We start from the raw sequence: 23,032 nt of genomic DNA, 5'->3' as shown, positions 1-23,032 counted from the left end.
TGAAGAATTTGGCAGGGTTGGGAATTTATATTGATCGAGTCTAATAACGCCCGGTGGATTGCTCTTGCGTTACTTTTTATCGCCCGTATTGGGCTGGGATTTCAATTCCAGACCCTTGGTTCGGTTTCAGAAAATCTGGTGACGGGACTGGCTCTTGATTACACCGAGATTGGGGTCTTGATCGGGCTGTTTATGGTGCCGGGCATGTTTTTAGCCCTGCCCGCAGGCTTTTCAGGGCGATTTGCCTCTGATCGATTTATTATCGGCATTGGCCTGATGATACTCGCTGCCGGTGGCTTCCTTGCGGCATTGGCAGGCAGTTTCGAGCTATTGGCCATTGGCCGCTTGATCTGCGGCATCGGATTTGTTTTTTCGACTATCTTTTTCACGAAAATGGTCGCGGACTGGTTTGCCGGAAAAGAGCTGGCAACCGCCATGAGTATTCTGGTGATGTCCTGGCCGTTGGGGATCGCCATGGGTCAGGTGGGTCACGGCTGGATCGCCCTGAATTACGACTGGCCCCTGGCCTTCACCGTTGCCTCGATTTATTGCTTTGTCAGTGCGTTCCTGATCATGATATTTTGTAATGAAGCCCCGAATATAAAGAAAGCCGCCGGCGGCTTTCAATTTTCCCTGGGCAGGACAGAAATCTTTTTAATCTTCATATCCTCCCTGATCTGGGCATTTTTCAACGCAGCATATGTTGTGTATCTGAGTTTCGCGCCGATTTCACTTGTGGCAGATGGCTATGATACACTTACCGCCTTGAGCATCGTTAGCCTTGCCAGCTGGCTTATGATGTTCTCCATATCTCTGTGTGGTTTTATATCCGATAAAAGCGGAAAACCGGATCTCCTGATTTATATTTGCATGGCCGGGGCGGTAATTGCCTTGGTCCTGCTCATTTATACACCACTGGCCATCCCGTCCAGTTTACTCTTCGGGTTTCTCGGTGTCGCACCGGCCGGCGTTATCATGGCGTTAACCGCCGAGGCCATGAAGCCCGAAAACAGGGCCATCGGCATGGGCCTGTTCTTCTCCATTTACTTCCTGATACAGGCGATTGCACCCCCCATTGCAGGCTGGCTGTTTGATCTGACAAACAATTCCAACTGGCCCATTCTGTTCGCAATGGCCCTGTTTGCAGTAACGGCGCTGACAACCTATCTGTTTCGAATTGCCGTACGAAGGTATCCGCTTTAATCACAGGTACGGCGGGACCACCAGCTTTCGCACTCAGTCGAAAATCAGGATGAGATAAGTTGCAAAGAGAGCCAGGTGAACGGCTCCCTGAAGCACATGTGTTCGCTTGCTGACAAAGGTGATCAGGCTGACGATGAGTGTCAGGGCAAGGATCACAATATCCGTGGGTTCCAGCCCCAGCTCCACACGCTGCCCCAGGATCCAGCCGACAACCAAGACGGTTGGGATGGTCAACCCCATGGAGGATAAAGCGGATCCAAGGCAGATATTTACGGACCGTTGAAGTTGATTGCTGCGGGCGGCGCGGATGGCGCTCAACGCTTCTGGCGTCAAGATCAAAGCCGCGATGAGAAAGCCGCTCAAGGCAAGCGGTGCGCCCATTGCCTCCATGCCGAAATCAACATATCCAGCCAGCTTTTTTGACAGAAAAACGATTGGCAAAAGCGCCGCCAACAGCCCGAATGTATGAAAGGCTTTACTGCGCACGACGAAATCATGGTGATCATCATGGCCATCGGAAAGCGTGGCATTTTCCTTTTCCGGAGCCTGATATTGAAAAATATCACTATGGGTGACAGTTTGTACCGCCAAAAAGATCCCATACAGGACAACCGACAGGATAATAAGGAAAACAGCCATGATATTTGAAATCTCTCCGCCGGGCGCGGAAAGTGTAAATCTGGGCAGGATAAGGCCGAGAAAGGCGAAGGGCATCAGCATGGTCAGATAGGCACTGGCGCCTTGCAGGTTATATTCCTGCAATCGATGCTTTAGCCCCCCTAACAGCAGGCTCAACCCTACCAGCCCGTTCAGGACGATCATAATTATCGAAAACATGGTATCACGGGCAAGGGTCGGTTTATCCGCTCCGGCAATCATAATGGAGGCAATCAGCGCGACCTCAATGCCAATGACAGAGAGCGTCAGAATGAGCGTCCCGTAAGGCTCCCCCAAAATAGAGGCGAGACATTCCGCATGGCGCACGACACTAAAGGCCGCCCATAACATAACCAAAAATAATCCCGCAAGCAGTACAAGGGACGGGAGTACGCCAATCCTGTCCGGTGCCAGATCCGCCCCGAACAAAAGGAAGAAAGCGAGGGTAAGGGCGCAGACAATGGTGGCAATCTCAGATTTGATTATGGATAGCCACATGCCAGTTTCCCTGTCCGTCGTCAGATGATGCCCGTTATACAAGATAAATATTCGAAGGATAATTGGAAGCGAATAATGAAGTTGCTATCTTGGTATTCCCGTCAAAGCGGTTTAAACTTGCCCATCTGATAGCAGCATTGAATGCCAGGTTTAATATGAATGCAAAGGTTCCAGATCACATGACCGTGCCAAGCCACAGTACCCACGATGCGTTGGAAGATGAACGGAACCAGCACATAAAGATCTATGTCAACGGCGATATTGTTCCCCGGGACCAGGCCAAGGTCTCGGTTTACGATTCAGGGTTTATGCTGGGAGACGGCATGTGGGAAGGCATGCGGCTGTACAACGGAAAATGGGCTTTTTTTGACGAACATATGGACCGGCTTTTTAACAGCTGCAAAGCGGTTTCACTGGATATAGGGATGGATCGGGCTGGCATTTTGACGGCGCTCAGCGCAACCGCTGCGGCGAATGACATGAGCCATGATGTCCATTGCCGCCTGATGATTACGCGGGGGACAAAAGTGAAGCCTTTCCAGCATCCCGTGCTTTCCCAATCGGGGCCGACGATCGTGATCATCATGGAACATTCCAAACCAGCAACCAGTTTGCAGGCCAGCGGTATCCGGCTGGCGACCGTACCGCAGGTTCGCGGGTTGCCCATGTCTCAGGATGCGAAATTCAATTCCCATTCCAAATTGAATTGCGTCATTGCCTGCCTGCAAGCGGAACAAGCCGGTGCCGATGAAGGCTTGATGCTGGACCCCCATGGGTTCGTCAATACGACAAATGCCTGCAATTTCTTTATCGTCCGCAACGGCGAGGTTTGGACCTCGACCGGGGATTATTGCATGAACGGTGTCACCCGCCAGAAAGTGATCGACTTGTGCCGGGCAAACGACATTCCTGTCCATGAAAAGAATTATAGTCTGTACGAAGCCTATGGTGCGGAGGAAGCTTTCCTGACCGGCACCTTTGGCGCGCAAACGCCGGTTGCGACCATTGATGGCAAGCGCATTGGGGACCATGACGGTCTCGGGCCCGTCTCCAGAAGAATTCGCCAGCTTTATGCCGACCTGGTTGCCGAGAATACAGCTTAGACCGGCTGTTCCGGCAGGAAGGAAGATTTCCCTCCTGCCTTATGGAAAAAATCGTTGTTTAAGTAGGTGTCAGACGGTCTGTCCTGCCTGCTTATTTGGGTTTGGCCGCCCGTAACACGGGGTAATATTGCATAAATACCATATCGAAGCTTGCCGCTGCCTGATGACAGGCCGCACAGGATACTGTTGGAAAAGCCTTGGCTTGCTTTTCATAGGGTAAAGCATGGCCAAAACTATAATATGTCCAGCCACCGGGTTCGTCTGGAAAACGTTCCGTATCTTTCACGGCAAATTCCAAACCTTGAAAATCGCCTTGAAAAAAGCCTGTGCCACTTACCGCTTCGGTTTCACCAACGCTCACCAGTTCTTTCGCAATCATGGTGCCATTTGGAAATTGTCCGGTTTCAACGAAATGAGCAAACGCCTTGGGTTCAATGTAAACATTGTGAAATTCCGGGAAAGCGGCCTTGCCGTCATTCAAGGAATTGGGTGTCAAAGGCGCACCGATAAAAATCCATTGCCGCCAGCCATCAGCCCGCAGGAGCTGCCCATCGGCGTCATATTTCGGACCTTCTATGCGCCCTTCCGCTGATGCTTTTTCAACGATGAATATCATAACAAGTACGCCAGCCAGAACAGCCATTAGTGTTTTCCCGAAGATAGGAATCGTATTTTTAATCATTGTTTCATCCTTATTTCTGACCTGATGGAGCCGGATTATGCCGCACGGGTTGCCATAAACAGAAATACCGTTATTTTATGGTTTCAATGTTCTATGGTTATAGTGAAAGAGATGCTCAATGGAATTTCACCAAATTCGATATTTTCTGACAACAGCCGAAACACTCAATTTCACGCGTGCAGCAGAACGCTGCAATGTCTCGCAGCCGGCACTGACGCGCGCCATAAAAAAGCTGGAAGAGGAGCTTGGTGGCGCGCTGTTTCGGCGGGAACGTAATCGAACACATCTCACCGATCTGGGTCAGGTGATGCGGGAACATCTGGGTCGGGTCAATACGACGACGCAGGATGCCGTATTGGCGGCAAACAAGTTGCTAAACCTGGAAAAATCCCCCTTGAAAGTCGGTATTATGTGTACGATCGGATCCGCGCGCACAATCCCTTTCCTATCGCGTTTTCAAATGATCCATCCGGGGATCAACTTAACCATTTATGATGTAACGCCGCAGAATCTGAATGAGGGGTTATTGTCAGGAAATCTCGACTGTGCCCTGCTTGGGCTGCCAACAGACCTGGAAGATCGTTTTGATACGGTTCGCTTGTATCAAGAACGCATGGTCGCTATTTTCCCCGCCGATCACCGGTTTTCCGCCATGACCGACATCCCCATCGGAGAGCTGGCCGATGAACGATATCTGGATCGTTTGAATTGTGAATTCAGAAACTCTTTCTTTGAACTTTTAAGGAAAAGAGACATCGAAGTCTCTGTTTGGTACAAGAGCGAACGTGAAGACTGGTTGCAGAATATGGTTCTGCAAGGCATGGGCATTTCCATCATACCTGAGTTCGCCATATCCGTTGAAGGCGTTCAAAACAGGCCTATTACGGATCCGGATATCATGCGGAACGTTGAACTGGTTACAGTTTCAGGTCGCCGTCGATCACCCGCCGTGCAAGCCTTCGTCGATGAGGCGGCAAAATACGCCTGGCTGGCTTGACTTGCGATTTAACGTCCAGGATGTTCATCGACTGGTGCTGGATCGATCCCCTTTAATGATTCCACCAGGGCATGTCGGAGAAGGAGCGGATGTCCAGCTCATTTGTCCAGGTTGACCGATGTTGCTGGGCAATATGAAAATATGTCTCGGCAATTTTTTCGGGCAAAACCAGCCCGTCATTCTCCTGGCCCTTTGTTTCGCGCAATTGTTTGAACTTCTCCTCGCCCAGCATTTTACCGAGGGTATCCGGTGCATCCACTGATCCGTCAATGAGGATATGGGCCACATGAATGCCCTTGGGGCCAAACTCCGCATTGAGGGACTGACAGAGCATCCGCCGCCCGCCCATGGCCGCCGCATGGGAATGTTGACCGCGATTTCCCCGCATGGCGGCCGTTGCCGAGGTGACAAGAATGGTTCCCTTGCCGCGTTCTTCCATAAGCGGACAAACGGACGAGGCCAGACGGAACAGGGCGAAGGTTGCCATGCGCCAGCCCAGTTCAAACATCTTGTAACTGGTTTCTTTCAGCGACCGGTCGCCGATCTGTGCCCCCAAATTGAAAATGACTACTTCGATCGGCCCGATATCCGCCTCGATCTTGGCGACAAGATTTTCAATGCTATCCGGTTCGACGACATTGAGCAGAAAGCCGGAGGCCGAGCCGCCCGCATCCTCTATATTCTGTACAAGTTTATCAAGGCCTTCCTTGTCACTGCGCCGACAGAGGACGCTGTGATATCCGGAGTTTGCGAATTTCTTACCAACGGTTCCGCCAATGCCCGCACCGGCGCCGAGAACTAAACAGACAGGTTTCATGGCTCGTTTCCTTCTTTTTTGGAAACTATAGCCGCAATTTGCCCGCTATGCAGTCGGAAAATTCAAGACAGCGGACAGCTGTTCAACCAAGGGCTACTGGATTTTTCTATAGGCCGATGTAAATCCGATAAGTGACATGGGCACCGTAATCGGCTGCCTGTTTACAGACTGAAGCTGGACATTCAATTTCTGTCCGCCAAACAAGGCCTCCAATTGATCCGCTGTCATGGGTGTGGCAGCGAAGCATCCATTGGCTTCACAGGTCTGGAACGGCAACTCAATAAGCTCGGCGCCATCCACGTCGAGCCCGATACCGGCCGGTAGAAAAGTGCCCAGCGGGCCCTGGATCATTAATACCGGCTCACGGGTATCCGCCGGGACCTGAAGGGTGACCTGCAAGAGAAGACGGCCGGTTTTCGTCACCACTGCCCTTTGTTCAATACGACAGTCCGGAAGCGCTTCGCGGGAAATTGCCTCACAATGCACTGACCATGGGCTTTCTGCTGGCATCGGTGCCTCGGCTGTCGTGGTCTGCGCCTGAGTGATCCCCACCCGGCTGCTTACCACCAATAGCAACGCCCCAATAATCAACACGCGACAGGCTAATTTTACGTCCAAAATCTTGTCCTTCCACTAAACTAAACTCGGTATATCTACTGTTAATCTGCCCTAGAACGGTGCAACAAGCCTCAAGGTTCCACCGTAGGATTTATAGTTATTTGCAAACTGGGCGACACCCCCGACCCTGAAAGCCACCCCGGCCGGGCTCACCCAATCGAGACCAAGCTGCACATCGTAATAGGGGTTTTCCAAGGACCGGGACGCCGTGAAAGCCGGTGCCAGATTACTGTCGCCCTGCAGGCTGGCGGTCAAGTCGGTCCGGCTCAACCCGCCTTCTGTCAGGGCAAAGCTGGCGCCCCCGCCCAAATAGGGCCGGAAGAAACTGCCATCATCCCTTAGGAATTCGGTACCGACCGTCACGGCAGGACGGAGGGCCACATAGGTATTGCTGCCTGCGTTGATTTCCAGGTTTGTCGGGCCCGCACCGGTTTCAGTCAGCTTGTTGTGACGGAAATATCCAACCCAGCCGCCAATCTCGGGGGCCACGGAGATATGGTCAAACTGGAAGCTTTGCAGGACCCGCGCCTGACCACCCCCATAATATAACTTCTGGTTTCCGCGCGCCGTAACGGTGGTACCGGTCAATGTCTGATGCCGTTCAATATCATTGGACGCAAACCCGCCAACGGCGGCAAGTGACAGCATGGTACCACTGTCATTTGTAAAGCTCATACCGACGCCCGTCTGGAACCGGTTTCCGACAGTTGAGGCGCGGCCTTCCGTATCCAGATAGGATTTTTCATAGGAAAGGCCAAACAGGATATCCATTTGCTCGCCCAGGCTGCCGCCAATGCCGAACTGCATTTCCAAAACGGTTTCATCATATCCCGCCTGGTCAAACTCAGCGGACTGCGTTGATTTCCGGCCACTTACGTCCAGCCAGCCGCACCCGGTATCGCTAACCGCCACCGCCGATTCCGGGCATTCAAACAGCTCGCGTCCAAATTGCTGCGCGCTGAGAACCGCGGCCTGCTCTGTTTGTAAATAGGGCTCCGGTGACAGCTGGTCATAATAATCCGCCAGAACCGTTGCATTCGGGGCATCGAGGATCTCGTTGAACAAAGGCGTCAGGGCTTCCGGCTCCCCCGCCGCAATGGCGGCAACCAGATAATTGCCGATGGCTGATTGATTGGCGTTGAAATTACCCGGCGCAGAGGAGAAATCCACATCCCAGGCGAGGAAGACATTACCTTCCGCATCGGTGCGCAACTCGTAATCGACAACTTCCGTGTCCTGCACGGTAATTGACGGCGTTCCGAACTCTCCTGACGACGTGATTATTGCCACCTCTCCGGTCTCGTCCGGCTCGACGAAAGCGCCGCTAAGCGAATTGATGACAATGGTGCCATTGACAACGGCATCGCCGGTAATCTGGATCATGTCAGATGAATTTACCCCTGCATCATTATCGGCAAAATCAACATCGGCAAGGATTTGCCCGTTCTCGGTTTGCAGATACGCCCCATTAAGGGTCGTTGTAATAATGGTGTCCTCACCGCCCGGCGACAGAATACCGTCATTGACAAACTGATTGTCCGAACCACCCAGATCAATGGTTTCCCCGGCAATAAATGTCTCTGTGTTGGTAAACAGATTATCCCCATCCGCGAGGAAGATCGACCCGATCACCGTCCCGTTATTGGTCAGGGTTGTGCCGGTATGTTCGACGGCAAGGAAAATCGAGCCGCTATCCGGTGACAGATCCTCGAGTGCGGTGGCGGGGTTTACCTGTGTCTCGCGAACATCAATCGCCGTGCCGAGGACACCGTCCAGCGTCGTGACCGTCCCGTTGATGGTAATGCTGTTTCCCGATCCATCCAGGATACGGATGCCCGCCGGATCTTCTCCGACGCCGTTGCCATCCGGGTCGGTGCCGCCGGTAATCACGACATCCTCATCAACCACAACGACAACCTGTCCGTCGCCGTTCAGACCGACACTCTGGGCAAATATGCCAATGGAATTGTCACCGCTGGCCATCACACTGCCTTCTGCGGTGACCGTCACCAACCCGCCAATTCCGGCAGCCTCCAGGGCATAGTCATCATCACCATTTCCCGTATTGCCATCGGCACCACCACTGGCACTTTGGGCGAAAATACCTGCAGCGCCATCACCGGTCGCGTAAATATATCCTGTATGGGTAACCGTTACATCACCCCCATCCCCATCATCTCCGTTGCTGCCGGCAAAGTTCACGCCGATATCCGAACCCGAACTTCCTGCCAGGCCGCCGCCGCCGCCAACACTCTGGGCAAAGACGCCATGCGCCCCGCTCCCGGCCGTCATAATGGTGGCTGTGTTTTCCACATTGATGTCGCCACCATGCCCGCCATGCCCGCCGCCTTTTGACAGACCGAACCCTATTCCCACATCCGCTCCGGTCCCAAAGAAATCCTGTTTAACGCTGCCACTGAGACCGCCGCCGCCGCCGACACTCTGGGCAAAGATCCCAATAGAGGCGATTCCATCGGTCCGGATGCTCCCGTCATTGACGATTGCCACCTTGTCCCCATCACCGGCCGCGCCGCTGCTGCCGCCGATGCCGACTCCTAAGAAATTGCCATCTGTATTTCCACCCTGCCCGCCGCCGCCGCCGACGCTTTGCGCAAATATGGCGCTGGACCGGTCGCCGGTTGTGATCAATGTATTGTCATTGTCGACAGTGACAGTTCCGCCGCTGCCGGTCGCCCCGCCTGCGCCGCCGACGGTAATTTCGATTTCCTGCCAAAAGGCAAAGGGCGGATTAAGCACCGTATCAATATCACCAATAATTTCGCCCGGCACACCATCAATGAGGTTCTGCCCCAGCGATCCATTGCCCCCTTCACCACCGCCGGCACCGATACTCTGGGCGTAAATGGCTTCGGATCCATCCCCGTACGTCTGGATTATATTCTTGTTGGTAACAGAGACGGCGTCCCCATTGTTGCCATCCCCGCCATTGCCGCCAATGGAAACGTCGAGTGTCAGGCTCTTGGCGGTAAAATCAGGCGATCCGCATCCGGGAATCGCCGGATTGCTGCAGGAACCGATTTCCATGGAAAAGGCATCGGACGCCCCGCCACTGCCGCCACTGCCGCCAACGCTCTGGGCAAAGATCCCTTTGGTTGATCCCTTGTATGTTGTCAGCACGCCCGTATTGACAACAGAAACCGTACCGGCACTGGCCCCACTTCCGGCCTCACCGCCAATTGCGACATTAACCGTCAGGTTCCTGTCGTTGGAGGCATCGTCACTGTCACCGCCGCCGCCGCCCGGCTTGGTCAGGTCAATCACGCCGGTGAAGGAGGATCCGCCATTTCCGCCGCCACCGCCAATACTCTGGGCATAAATCGCCGTTGACCCAAGCCCGGTGCCGGTGATACGGCCATTATTGGTAACCATTACATTCTCGCCGAGGCCGCCAACACCACCGGTACCGCCAACAGCAACCGAAACATGCAGGTTGGTTCCCCCGCCTTCATAGGACAAGACCCCTGTCCCGGCGAGGCCACCGGCGCCCCCGCCACCGCCGATACTCTGTGCCAGAATCCCTTCCGCCAGATCTCCGGACGTGGCGATATCACCTGAATTCTTCAACTCAACATCACCGGCATTTGCGCCGCTGCCGCCGCTGCCGCCCACGGCCACTTCAATGGTTTTTGCCGTCGCGTCTGATCCGCCGCCCGCCAGGGTTCCAGAGAAAGCAAGACCGCCAACACCCCCACTGCCGCCGACACTTTGCGCCAGAATGCCCCGTGACCGATCTCCGATGGTGGTTACATTGCCGTCATTTTCTACAGTTACCTTCGCCGCTATGTTACCGCTTTTTCCTTCGCCACCAATTGCGACATTCAGGTTATTGGACGGATCAGTTGACAAATTTACCGAGCCGGAAATCGACAGCCCGCCGCTACCACCGCCGCCGCCGACGCTTTGGGCCAGTATACCATAGGCATCATTGCCCAACGTAACCACAGCCGTCGAGTTGATTATTTCCACCGTGCTCGCAGCTCCCCCGGTCTCCCCATTGCCACCAATGGAAACACCGATATTGGTAGTCGATGAGTCGCTATTTACAAATCCGAGCTCGGCAGCAAAGCTAAATCCTCCGTCGCCGCCGCCACCGCCAATACTCTGGGCGAGCAAGCCATAGGCACCATCGCCTTCCGTATGGATCACTAATCCATCCCTGCTCGTCAGTGATACCGCACCGGCCGTACCACCGGTGCCGCCTTTGCCACCGATGCTTACGCCCAGGTCCGCCCTTCCTTTAAAGGTTATGGCCGCCGCGCCGCTAAAGCCGCCGGTACCGCCCCCGCCGCCCACACTCTGTGCGAAAACCGCATGAGATCCGCTGCCTTTCGTCCAGACAGATCCCTTTTGAACCAGCGTCACCGCGGAAGCCGTTCCGCCGCCGCCTGCGCCGCCGCCAATGGAGACACCGACACTGGCTTTGGTACTGAAGGCGCCTGACAAGCTGAAACCGCCATTTCCACCGGATCCGCCAACACTCTGGGCCAGAACACCGTAGGACAGCGAACCCTCTGTTGTGATGATCCCCGTACTGTCAACAGTCACCGTATCCCCATTGCCGCCCAGCTCCCCGGCGCCGCCGATGGAGACACCGACAGCCGCCTGCTTACTGCCATCAAACGCGCCACTAAAGCCACCGTTACCGCCGCCGCCGCCGACGCTTTGGGCCAGAATACCGGAGGAATTATTACCGCTGGTCGACACATTGCCGAGCGAGGTTAGAGTGATTTCAGCGCCGTCATTGCCCTCGCCGCCCTCACCGGAAACGGACGCACCTGCGGCGACGCCGTCGTCGCTGCTCGCGGCGATATTTCCGGAGACACTAAACCCGGCATTACCACCGCCGCCGCCGATGCTTTGGGCCAGTATGGCGGTTGAGTTGGTCCCGGTCGTGATGACATCTCCGGTGCTGTTAACCTTGACATCCGAGCCGGCATTTCCCGTGCCGCCGGCACCGGCAACTGAAACATTAACGGCCGCATCGCTGCCGGCGCTCAAGATGAGATTTCCGGCGACACTAAAGCCGCCACTACCGCCGCCGCCGCCCAGGCTCTGGGCAAAAATGCCGCTGGCATTATCCCCCTCTGTCTGGATGCCACCCGTATTAACGACGGTCACGTCGGAGCTTGTCGAACTGTCGCCGCCACCACCGGCAACACTAACGCCCGCAGTAAAGCTGCTTTCCGGGCTCAGGGTCAGCGCACCTTCAACACTGAACCCGCCGTTACCGCCCCCGCCGCCCAGGCTTTGCGCGAAAATGCCATGAGCGCCGCTGCCGGTTGTGATAATATAGCCCTCTTTCTGTGTCACCTCTACCAGACCTGCGGTGCCGCCACCGCCACCGCCGCCGGAAACGCTGACATTTACATTTGAAGAGGTGCTCAGGCTTCCCGCGACGCTAAATCCGCCATTGCCACCGGCCCCGCCCAGGCTCTGAGCCAGGATTCCATAGGAATGAGCACCGTAAGTGGTAAGTATTCCGCTACTCTCAACACTTACCTTGGCTCCAAGGCCGCCGCTTGATCCACCGCCTGCAACAGAGACGTCAACGGCCAAGGCGTCGCTGGCATCCGCACCAACGCTGAACCCTCCATTGCCGCCGCCACCGCCAATGCTCTGGCCCAGCAGGGCGGCTGAATTGCTTCCGAACGTCGTGACATCACCAATGGATACCAATGTCACCACATCCGCATTATTTCCAATGCCTCCCGTCCCGCTCAAACTGACATGCACATCGGCACTGCCGCCAATATCAAGACCGCCGGCCACGCTGAAACCCCCGTTACCGCCGGATCCGCCGATACTTTGGGCCAATGCCCCGATTGCATTATCACCGGATGTGGAGATGTTCCCCCGGTTGGTCAGATCAACGGTCGACGCAGATGAACTTGTTCCGCCGTCACCGGCGACGCTGACCCCGGCACCCACGGCGGAGCCCGTCGCCAGCGTGAGCGACCCTGCGATACTAAAACCGCCATTACCGCCGCCACCGCCAACACTTTGGGCAAACAGGCCATACGCCCCGGCACCGCCGGTCACAACAGACCCGTCTTGTTCAAGGGTCACCGCGCCCGCCGTTCCGCCGCCGCCGCCTTTTCCCGAAACGCTGACATTGACATTCGTCGCCGTGTTCAGATCCCCGGCAATACTGAACCCACCATTGCCGCCCGCCCCGCCGAGGCTCTGGGCCTGAACGCCAAACGAGTTGGAGCCGCTTGTGGTGATAATGCCGTCGCTGTCGACTTTGACCATTGATCCCTTGCCCCCGTCAGAGCCCGACCCTGAAACGGCGACCTCCACCGTCGGCACATTGCCGATGTCCCCGGCAATAGTGAAGCTGCCATTGCCGCCGCCACCGCCAACGCTCTGGGCGAATATGGCTGCGGCGTTATCTCCCTTTGTGGTGAGATTACCCGTCGAGGTCACGTCCACCTGATCGCCATCATTGCCGTTTCCACCGGATCCGCCGATGGCGACACTGGCATTTCCGCCACTGCCTCCACTGGCGTCAATACCGGCGCCAATACTGGCGCCGCCATTGCCACCGCCGCCCCCGACACTCTGGGCAAAAATGGCAGCGGCGTTATCCCCTTCCGTCCGGATCGAATGATTGTTCACGACTGTTACGTCGGCGGCAGAGTTTCCGGTGCCACCACTCCCCGCCAGGGTCACACCGGCACTTAGGCTTGCGTCATCGCCAAGGGAAATACTCCCCGCAACACTCAACCCGCCATTGCCGCCGCCGCCACCCACGCTTTGCGCCATTATGCCAGCTGAATTCTGGCCCAGGGTCAGCAGATAGCCGTCATTGATGACATCGACCGTGTCACTTGTCCCGCCGGCTCCGCCCTGCCCGCCGACGCTGACTGCCGCGTTGATAGCCGTCCCTTCAAAGCTCAGGGAAACACCGCCGGCCACACTAAACCCGCCATCCCCGCCGCCACCGCCGAGACTTTGGGCAAAAAGCGCATTGGACTGGACACCTGAGGTATAAACCGTGCCGTCATTATGCAAGGTAACGGCGCCGCCATCGCCCCCGCCTTCACCGGATCCGCCAATGGCAATCGGCACACTGACCGCTGTTGAAAATGTCCCGGCGATCGAGTAGCCGCCATTGCCCCCGCCGCCGCCCAGGCTCTGGGCAAAAAGCGCATGGGCATGGTCACCGGTCGTTTTAACATTGCCGCCGCCAATATTTGTGGCGAAAACCGTACTCCCGTCGCCGCCGCCAGCCCCGCTGCCACCAAGGGTAACGGACGCACTCTGACCCAGTGCCGCCGAGCCGCCTATGGCGTATCCGCCGTTGCCGCCGCCGCCGCCGAGACTTTGCGCAAGCAACCCATAGCCAAAATCGCCATGAGTTGTGATGTCACCGGTATTGGTGGCCGTTACCGAAGAGGCATCGCCGCCCCCGGTGCCCGTTCCGCCAAGGCCAACCGACGCATCCACCGCCAGGGCGCCCGAGGCACTGATGGCATGCCCCCCGTTGCCGCCACCGCCGCCGATACTTTGTGCCAGGAACCCGTAAGCGTGATCCCCCGCCGTTGAAATATTACCCGTGCTCGTCGCGATGACGGCATCGCTGTTACTGCCAGCCGCCGACGCCCCGCCAATTGCGATGGTCGCGTTCAAGGCGGTTGACGCGGCTGCATCGATTGCAAAGCCGCCATTGCCCCCGCCACCGCCCACACTTTGCGCCAGGAGGCCATGGGAAAAATCGCCGGACGTGCTGATATTTCCAACTGAATTTACCGTGACCGCAGACCCGTAGCCCCCGCCACTCCCCGTCCCCCCGATGGCGACACCGACAGTGGCAGCTGAACTTATTCCAGCGCCGACAGTGAGGCCCCCGTTGCCGCCGCCACCGCCGATACTGGAGGCGATAATTCCGGGTGAATGATCGCCGATTGTCGTTATGGCCGTCCAGCTGGTCACATCGACGGTGTCCCCGAAGCCGCCGATGGCCCCATGACCGCCGACGCTGACATCTACGGACCCGGCGGCACTGGCCGCGATGGAAACAGCAGATCCGCCGGAGCCGCCCCCGCCCCCCGTACTCTGGGCGGCAATGCCGGCGCTATGATCACCTTCTGTGAAAATGCCACCGTTGAATTTAGCCTCAACGGCACCGCCATAGCCACCGCCACCCTTGGCGTCCCCGCCCACAGCAACACTCACCGCATACGCGCCGCCGGACGCGGCCAGGGCCCAACCACCACTACCGCCACCGCCGCCGATACTTGTCGCGGCCAGTCCAACGGAATGATCGCCTTTGGTTGTCAACAGGACCCCGTCACTGCTGGCCGTATTGTCCTTATTTACAAAGACATTGCTGCCATTGCCGGCACTACCGCCGTTACCGCCAACTGAAACCGAGACACCGACGCCAGGATCCACAGACAAGGCGCCGCCGCCTTTACCGCCGCCACTGCCAACGCTTTGCACCCGGATCCCATCGGCGTGATCCCCTTCTGTCGAGACATCGCCCGTATTTTCAAAATTAACAACATCACCGTCGCCGCCCTTGCCCGATTGGCCACCGATAGAGATAAGCGCATCACTGTCGCCGCCATGACCGCCGCCACCGCCAATGCTTTGAACCAGAATACCCAGAGAGCCGTCCGCAACCGTGGACACCCTATTGGTATTTATCACATGGACCGCACCGCCGTTCGCAGCGTCATCACCCTGGCCACCGATGGCCGCAAGACCCGCGGCGCTGCCGCCGTCCCCGCCGCCGCCACCAACACTTTGGGCGAGGATACCGAGGGAATTGACACCTTCTGTTGAGATGACCCCGTGATTGACGACTGAAACATAGCCGCCATCCCCGCCGCCTTCACCGTCCCCCCCTAAGGAGACAACGGCAATGGTGCTGCCGCCATGACCCCCACCGCCCCCAATACTCTGGGCAAGTATGCCATCGGATTTGGGGCCGGTCGTTGTGATGGTCCCGTGATTGGTCACGTCAATCTGGCCACCGGCGGCCCCGGTACTGCCGCTTGGGGCGGCCGCGAAAATTGCCAGCCCGACATCCCCGCTATCGCCGCCCAAGCCGCCCAGACTTTGGATCAGGACACCATTCGCCCCGGTTCCGCCGGTGGTTATATCACCTGTGTTGATCAGAATAACCAATCCGCCTTCCCCGCTTTGACCGGCTTCTCCTGAAACGCCGGCGCTGGCGAGCCGAACTTCACCCCCGACACCTCCGGTACCGCCCACACTTTGGATCAAAATACCCTGGGAACCATCCCCGGTTGTTGTAATTTTGCTGTCGCTTTGTACATAGACTTCTTCCGGCGTCCCACCGTCACCGCCCACACCGCCAACCGCATCCGTATTAGAACTCGCCGCGCCGCCATGACCGCCACTGCCGCCCAGGGTAACGGCCAGAATACCATCACTTTGGTCTCCCGCCGTTTTGATTTCCCCGACGCTGACGATTTTAACCGCACCCGCTGAGCCCCCATGGTGCCCGGCAAACCCAACATCTATGCCGTCCAGGCCGCCCCCGCCCGTGCCACCGCTACTCCAGCCGACAATCCCTTCTGCGTCATTACCGATCGTGGATATTGAGAAGACCTCTCCCGTATACCCAATGGAAACGGCGCCCCCATCGGATCCGGCCGTCCCTGCGGACGGGGTAGGAAACAAAGAGGGATGCTCCCCGTCCGCACCTTCTTTTCGAAAACTTATTCCCGATGTCCCGCCATCGGGCGCAATAGTATCGGTCAGGGAATTGACATTCAGGGTTTCTATGCCGGTATTGGTTTCAGATACACCGTCGGACAAGTCCCCCGTACAAGTCTCGACAGTGCCGTTAATCACACAATCTGCTCTGGCAATAGATACGGAATTCCCGGCGCTCAACAGGACCACAAGCAATCCCACAACGGCAATCCGCCCAAACCCGGTTGAGAGACCGCAAAAATAATCACTGCGCCCCTTTACCGGTTGATCTAACCGGTACCGATAGGAATGGCAGTGACAATCACCGCCATTCACCCTGCGTGAGAATGCGTTCTTGGACAATCTAATACTGTACCATTCAGTTTGAATTTAAATACTCTATCTGAGTGTGTATATGGGTAGCGAAAAAAATAAATTCTGGCGTATTCAGGTCAAAAAATGAGGGTCGGCTGCCTCTATCGTCAGTCATCTCCGCTTACTCTTGCAAAAGATACAATAGTGGCAAAACTACTTTCTAAAATATTGATTACTAATGAATTTTATGTACAAATGGAACTTTATAACCGACCCTCTAGTTTAAAAATTGCGTTGTCTACCTTGCTAGTGAGTTATATATTAGTCTTCACCAGGCATTTCAATCAACATAGACATTGTAATTATATGTCACGAAATGTAATACGTGTTTAAATAGTATTATTTTTGGAAATTGACCGGTAAAAAAAGGCCGGCGCTTCATTTCAAGCGCCGGCCAAATCGGATTGAGGCTCTTCGAGCCGATTGCATTGGATCAGGTTTCAGGAGCGCTGCAACCGCGCTGCGATCCCTGCACCATAGGCTGTATCCGCCTTGGAGAAATAGCCCAGCTGCCGCTCAATGATTTCTTCCGGAACCCCGGCCATGGCACCGGCGATTGTATCCATCAACCGGTTCTGTTCCTCTTTACCCATAATCCGGAACAGGTTACCTGCCTGGGTGAAATCATCATTGCCCTCACGATGGTCATAGCGGTCCGCCGCCCCGTCAAGGGCCAGTGCCGGCTCTTTCACCGAAGGATCTTCCGCGGGTCCACCGAAGCTGTTGGGTTCGTAATTAACCGCACCGCCGCCATTTCCATCGAAGCGCATGGCACCGTCGCGTTGATAATTGCGAACCGGGCAGCGGGCCGCATTGACGGGCAAATGCTGGTGATTGGCCCCAACCCGATAGCGTTGCGCATCCCCGTAAGAGAGGATTCGCATTTGCAGCATCTTGTCGGGGCTATGGCCGATGCCCGGAACAATATTCGCTGGCGTAAAGGCGGCCTGCTCCACCTCGGCGAAATAATTCTCCGGGTTGCGGTTTAACTCCAGAGTTCCAATTTCAATCAGCGGAAATTCGCTATGGGGCCATACCTTGGTCAGGTCAAACGGGTTGTAAGACGTCGCCTCCGCTTGTGTTTCGGTCATGATCTGTACCTTGACTTTCCATTGCGGAAAATTCCCATCTTCGATGGCCTGATACAGGTCCCGCTGATGGCTTTCCCGGTCCCCGGCAATCAGGTCCGCTACTTGCGCATCGGAATTGGTTTTTTGACCTTGCTCGGTCTTGAAATGAAACTTGACCCAAACCCGCTCATTCTGTGAATTGATAAAGCTGTAGGTATGCGACCCATAGCCGTTCATATGCCGGTACGAGGCAGGCTGGCCGCGATCCGACATGAGAATGGTGATCTGATGCAGAGCTTCCGGCGCGTGGGACCAGAAATCCCATTGCATTGTCCCGGACCGCAAATTGGTGCGTGGATCACGTTTCTGGCTATGGACAAAATCCATGAATTTGTAGGGATCCCGGACAAAAAAGACTGGCGTGTTATTGCCAACCAGATCCCAGTTGCCTTCTTCCGTATAGAATTTCAAGGCGAAACCGCGCACATCCCGCTCCGCATCCGCCGCCCCTTTTTCCCCGGCAACAGTGGAGAACCGCAAGAAGACATCCGTCTGCTTGCCCATCTCGAACAATTTCGCCTTGGTATATTTTGTGATATCGCCCGTGACGGTGAAGGTTCCGAATGCCCCGGACCCCTTGGCATGGACAACTCTTTCCGGGATGCGTTCCCGATTGAAATGCGCATGTTTCTCAAATAACTGCCAGTCCTGGGCCAGAAGCGGGCCTCGCGGCCCGGCGGTCAGGCTGTTTTGATTGTCTGCGACGGGACTTCCGTTCGCTGTGGTCATTACGGGACATTTGGACATGATGACTTTCCTCCGTGCTATGTGCTTCCAATGAATACATTTCAATAAATAGCAAAGGACTTTTCATAAATAAAATCGTTTGATATTATGAATTTGATAGGTATTGCCTATTAATAAAATTACCGGACAAGCAAAATGAACATTCGGGACATGAAATATCTGGTGGCCGTCGCTGACGAAAGACATTTCGGCAGGGCCGCCCTCAAATGCCATGTCAGCCAACCTGCGTTGAGCGGCCAGATCCGAAAGCTTGAAGATCAGCTCGGTGTTATGTTGTTCGAGAGGACCAACCGGCGCGTCCAGATCACCCCTATCGGAGAACAGATCGTTGAACAGGCCCGAAAACTGGTCACCTTATCAGAGGAGATAGTGACCACAGCCCAATTGGCAAGGGACCCCCTGTCCGGGCCTTTTCGCCTGGGTATGATTGCGACGATCGGCCCCTATTTATCGCCACTGGTCTTGACGGCGATCCGCAAGCAATTGCCGAATGTCCAGCTTACATTGATTGAAGACATGACCGGGAATCTGGAAAACCGTCTTGTTCACGGACAGCTTGACGCGGCCCTTCTCGCGACGCCGCCGCAGGCTTTGCATATGCAGGACCTGCCGCTTTATGACGAACCCTTTTGGGTTGCCCTTCCCAGGAACCACCCGCTTGCCACCCGGGACGCCATCGATCTGTCAGAGCTTCACGCGGCGGAGCTTTTACTGCTGGCAGATGGGCATTGTTTTCGCGATCAAATGCTGGAAGCCTGCAATGCATCCGCCGGTACAGCCAGCGCCAATACCCGCGAAACCAGCCTGGAAACGTTGCTCGCGCTGGTGGCTGCCGGGGACGGTGTCACTCTTTTGCCGGAATTGGCAAAACCCGGCGGCGGGGCGGTCAAATCAGCCATGCTCATCCGGCCGGAAGCAACGCGGAAAGTCGGCAGAACCGTCCGGCTTGTCAGCCGCACCTCTTTCCCCCGAACGGAGATTTTACATCAAATAGCGCGGATTATCCGTGCCCATGTCCCAAAAGCCATGCTGTTGAGCCAAAATGAGCCCATGGGGTATTAGTTTCATGTTAACCATAAACAAGATAGACTTCGAAAATGCCCCAAATTGACAGGTAACGGTTAAAGATTGGTGCTGTGCGTTGGTAAAGGTTGCTGAGTAAATGCTTATATTCAATAACAAGATCTACCAGAACCTGTTTTGGCTGACAGTCTTGTTGGGAACTGTTCCGGCGGCCGTCTCTGCAACCTTGCCCCCAACCCACTGGTGCCTCAATTTTTCAGATATTGCCGCCTTGTTTGAAATCCCCTCCGTCGGGTGTTTCGGCGGATCCAGCATCGCGCCGGAATTTCTAGTCAAGCCTTTCACCTGGGTCTATCTGGGCTTGTTTGCAGCGGGTGTTTTTCTGTGCTTCGCAACGAGAAAATTCCTGGCAGTGATTGCCCTTGCCCCGCTGCTCCTTCTGTTTTTCAGCCCGCTGACGGAAATGAGCGTCTATCCGGAAGATCATATCACGGCCGATTATTTTGAACCGAAACGGCAGCAGACCGCCTCATCGATTGAGAAAATCGTCCTCGATGTTGTCCCGGCATTCCGAACAGCCCCGGCGACCGCAGAAAATCAATTCGGCGCCCTTGTCTTAGCAACCGACACTGCGAAGGGGAACGCGAACAGGTACTGGAAAGCCGTAAAGTCACATAAGAAAGCCCGGAACAGTCTGGGGGCTGCTGAGGAGAAAGACAAAGAAATCGCGAAGAAACTCGACACCGCCCAGTCGGCATATGAAAAAATGTCAAGACTGCCGTTCCAATCGAAGAAAGTAAAAGCAAAACTGGCGGATTTCAAGAAGGCCATCGATGATTTCGAGAAACGAAGAGGGTCAAATGTTCAAGCCGTCAAGAACCGGATCCATCAGTACAGCGAAGCCCGTAAACAATACTCAACCGATTTGATATTGAGCCTTACCCAACTGAATGTTCAACTGGATAAAACCCTCTCTACCGCCCCCAATCAAAACACGCGATTATGGACGCTGATCATCAGCGCGGCCTCGTTAGCGGCGCTTCTTTGCTTTGCGATCGGCAGCCGAATTCGAACGCCCCAATTTGCCGCGGCCTGCCTGATCATCCTTGTGGTGACGCTCAACCCATTCTCCCGCGTGGAAGAGGGTGGATCCATTGCCCATGTGTTTTTCGCCTTCTTTCTCAGTACATATCCGCTGGTTCTTTTTATTGTCTCGGCCGTTCTCCTGCGGCTTCTTGTCCTCGGGGTAGTTCAGAATTTGCCAATCCTCAGGCAGATGAGCCAGCGCCGGTTCCTTCTGTATTCCCTGCTGACGGTCTTCCTCTGGATCCCGATAGGGCTAAGTCTTGCGGCTGGTCTGTGGTTGTCTTTTTACGTCGACACACGGGCGCAGGATGCCGTCTATGGGATCGAATGCACGAATGACGGGGTCGGCCTGTTTGAATGTGATGGCCCGACATCCGATAAACTGGTCACGCGCGGGGAGGATTCAAATCTGGAGCTGGATATCTACACGTCTGTCGATATCGCCTTTAAAAACCAGGAATTACAACTCGAAGACATGCTGGCCAAATACCGGAGCCTTGCGAAAAAATCGAAAAAGCAAATTCCAGAATTCGTCGAGACCCAGTATGTGTCAATTTTTCCCGCCCGCCAGGACCTGATCAATAATATCAGCAGCCTGAAACCACCGTCCTGCAAGCTGCATCAGATAACCTGCAACGTCATTCGCAATGTAAAAATTTCCATCCTCGATGCCTATATGTCGATCCGCAACCGGCAGCTGAGAAAGCTCAATGACCTCACGTCAGATCTGGCCAATTTATCCGGCGACGCAGCCGATAAACAGCTTCGGGAAATCGAGCTGTATTTAAGCGCCACTCTGGATACGATAAAACGAGGGGTTCGAAACACCATTGCAGATGTTTTCTGGACTGTGCGAACCCTTAACCTGCTCGCCAATATGATCCTGTTGATTGCCGCCATCAAAAGCTTTGCTTATATATTCGGGCGAATTGCCTTCAAAAATGAAACGGGGCACGCGCTTCCCATCGAGCTGCAGAATGAAGCCCCCTCCTCCTCGCCCGCCCCTGCCAGGATCCGCACCGGATTTGATCCTGAATATATTTTCAAATCCGCAAACAGGGAACATTATTACATTAAGCCGGCTCTCAGTCCGTCGGGGAAATCGCAAGGAGTCGCCTGGCCGCAACCGTTTAAGGCGGCGTTGCGCCGGCTGTTCACCGGGACCTATAAGATGGTCAAGGTCGAGGTTGTGGAAAATAACAAAGACACGATTTCCATACAAACATCGCAAGGGCGGCAGTTTCTTGAATGGACATTACAAGACGGGGAGCGTGTCTATTTCTCGCAAGGGAACCTGGCGGCCTTTAGCGAAACCGTCGGCCTGAGCACACATATCTCCCTCAGCCTGACGGCCATGGCCTTTGGCCGCATGTTTTTCTCCGTTGCCGAAGGGCCGGGAATATTGATCCTGCGAACTTATGGAAAACCGGAAATCTACACCTCGCCTGACACCGCCCGGTCCATCGATCCACTGCGGTTTATCGGCTGGACAGATGTGGCCCGTTTTCACGTAAATTCCTCCTCGACGCCCTGGAATGTCTATTTTCATTCCGCCCAGATGAGTTTCTCCGGTGGCGGGGCCGCCATTGGCGATGTCTCGGAAAATGGCAAACGGGGCGCCGGCGCCGTCCGCTTTATCCCGCCGGTTTTTATTCCGTTCTAAACCCGCAATCTTGTCCTGGAAGAAATTATCCATTCCTTAAAATAATTCTCTAGTATACATAATGTCCGGCGCACCCCGGATGCCATGAGTCTTTACCTTTAACGGAGCATACCCGGCCCATGTCCATCGAAATCTGGATCGTATATCTGTTGGCAACGGCAGCCCTCAGCCTCACACCCGGCCCAAACTCGCTTTTGATCCTCAGCCATGGTGCCACTTATGGGGTTCGAAAAAGCCTGTTCACCAGCCTTGGTGGCGCTATCGGTTTCGCCCTGATTATCGGTATTTGCATGGCTGGCCTGGGGGCATTGCTTGCAACATCTACCCTGGCCTTCAATATTGTAAAGTGGGTTGGTGCGGGATATTTGATTTATCTTGGTATCGTAACCTGGAGAGCGCCGCCGTTATCGGCACAGCCGGAATTCAGAACCGGATCAGCAAACCGCTACAAGCTTTTCATTCAGGGCTTTATGGCGGCAGCCTCAAATCCGAAAGGGATTATTTTTTTCGCGGCGTTTCTGCCGCAATTCGTCGATCCCAATGGCTCCCAGATACTTCAGTTTTTTGTTCTGGCCGGTACGTTCGTATGTTTCGAGTTTATTCTGGAGATCATTCTGGCAGTGTCGGCAAGCAAACTGGCGCCGTGGCTTGCAAAAAGCAAGGTCGGACGCTGGTTTAACAGAATAACCGGTGCATCCTTCATCGCTGTCGGCAGCTTGCTTGCCAGTGCGGAGAAGTAAGGA

12 protein-coding genes are annotated in these 23,032 nt (G+C 55.2%); 6 read left to right on the top strand and 6 right to left on the bottom strand.

Translation table 11 applies throughout. The features are described from left to right. The first annotated feature begins 30 nt into the window (after positions 1–30). The gene (locus NBZ79_RS03170; protein ID WP_251935451.1) at positions 31–1,203 is read left to right on the top strand and encodes an MFS transporter; all 1,173 of its coding nucleotides are present in this window, start codon (positions 31–33) and stop codon (positions 1,201–1,203) included. 33 nt (positions 1,204–1,236) lie between these two features. Here the strand turns inward: NBZ79_RS03170 and NBZ79_RS03165 are convergent, their stop codons facing one another. Further along, positions 1,237–2,358, bottom strand: coding sequence for a calcium:cation antiporter (locus NBZ79_RS03165; RefSeq protein WP_251935449.1), 1,122 nt, complete (start codon positions 2,356–2,358; stop codon positions 1,237–1,239). Positions 2,359–2,537: 179 nt separating this feature from the next. On the opposite strand from NBZ79_RS03165, the gene NBZ79_RS03160 reads away from it, so the two are divergent. Then, entirely contained in the window at positions 2,538–3,461 is a 924-nt protein-coding gene (locus NBZ79_RS03160) for an aminotransferase class IV (protein ID WP_420854574.1), read from the top strand. Positions 3,462–3,552: 91 nt separating this feature from the next. On the opposite strand, the gene NBZ79_RS03155 is transcribed toward NBZ79_RS03160, so the two are convergent. Further along, positions 3,553–4,143, bottom strand: coding sequence for a cytochrome P460 family protein (locus tag NBZ79_RS03155; RefSeq protein ID WP_251935445.1), 591 nt, complete (start codon positions 4,141–4,143; stop codon positions 3,553–3,555). A 118-nt stretch (positions 4,144–4,261) separates the two neighbouring features. Between NBZ79_RS03155 and NBZ79_RS03150 the strand changes: the two genes are divergently transcribed. Next, on the top strand, positions 4,262–5,140 hold the full coding sequence (locus NBZ79_RS03150) for a LysR family transcriptional regulator (protein WP_251935443.1): 879 nt from the start codon (positions 4,262–4,264) through the stop codon (positions 5,138–5,140). A 52-nt stretch (positions 5,141–5,192) separates the two neighbouring features. Here NBZ79_RS03150 and NBZ79_RS03145 read toward each other — a convergent pair whose 3' ends face one another. From NBZ79_RS03145 to NBZ79_RS03130, 4 genes are all read right to left on the bottom strand, one after another. Next, the gene (locus tag NBZ79_RS03145) at positions 5,193–5,957 is read right to left on the bottom strand and encodes an SDR family NAD(P)-dependent oxidoreductase (protein ID WP_251935441.1); all 765 of its coding nucleotides are present in this window, start codon (positions 5,955–5,957) and stop codon (positions 5,193–5,195) included. A gap of 93 nt (positions 5,958–6,050) precedes the next feature. Continuing rightward, positions 6,051–6,575, bottom strand: coding sequence for an invasion associated locus B family protein (locus tag NBZ79_RS03140; protein ID WP_251935439.1), 525 nt, complete (start codon positions 6,573–6,575; stop codon positions 6,051–6,053). A gap of 51 nt (positions 6,576–6,626) precedes the next feature. Continuing rightward, on the bottom strand, positions 6,627–16,628 hold the full coding sequence (locus tag NBZ79_RS03135; protein WP_251935438.1) for an autotransporter outer membrane beta-barrel domain-containing protein: 10,002 nt from the start codon (positions 16,626–16,628) through the stop codon (positions 6,627–6,629). Positions 16,629–17,080: 452 nt separating this feature from the next. Further along, the gene (locus tag NBZ79_RS03130; protein ID WP_251935437.1) at positions 17,081–18,517 is read right to left on the bottom strand and encodes a catalase; all 1,437 of its coding nucleotides are present in this window, start codon (positions 18,515–18,517) and stop codon (positions 17,081–17,083) included. 135 nt (positions 18,518–18,652) lie between these two features. Here NBZ79_RS03130 and NBZ79_RS03125 point away from each other — a divergent pair, with 135 nt between their 5' ends. The 3 genes from NBZ79_RS03125 to NBZ79_RS03115 all read left to right on the top strand — a co-directional run bounded on the left by NBZ79_RS03125 (position 18,653) and on the right by NBZ79_RS03115 (position 23,029). After that, positions 18,653–19,579, top strand: a complete 927-nt coding sequence (locus NBZ79_RS03125; protein WP_251935435.1) for a LysR substrate-binding domain-containing protein — start codon at positions 18,653–18,655, stop codon at positions 19,577–19,579. Between the two features lie 100 nt (positions 19,580–19,679). Continuing rightward, positions 19,680–22,289 carry an AIM24 family protein gene (locus NBZ79_RS03120; RefSeq protein WP_251935433.1) on the top strand — a complete coding sequence of 870 codons (2,610 nt, stop codon included), beginning with the start codon at positions 19,680–19,682 and terminating at the stop codon, positions 22,287–22,289. A gap of 119 nt (positions 22,290–22,408) precedes the next feature. Next, positions 22,409–23,029 (top strand): LysE family translocator, encoded by a 621-nt coding sequence (locus NBZ79_RS03115; protein ID WP_251935432.1) that lies wholly within the window; start codon positions 22,409–22,411, stop codon positions 23,027–23,029. Positions 23,030–23,032 lie beyond the last annotated feature (3 nt).

This window comes from Sneathiella marina (genome assembly GCF_023746535.1).
GTDB lineage: Bacteria > Pseudomonadota > Alphaproteobacteria > Sneathiellales > Sneathiellaceae > Sneathiella > Sneathiella marina.
Note: the sequence above shows the minus strand (reverse complement) of the source record. Positions and strands in the feature narration are given on the sequence as shown.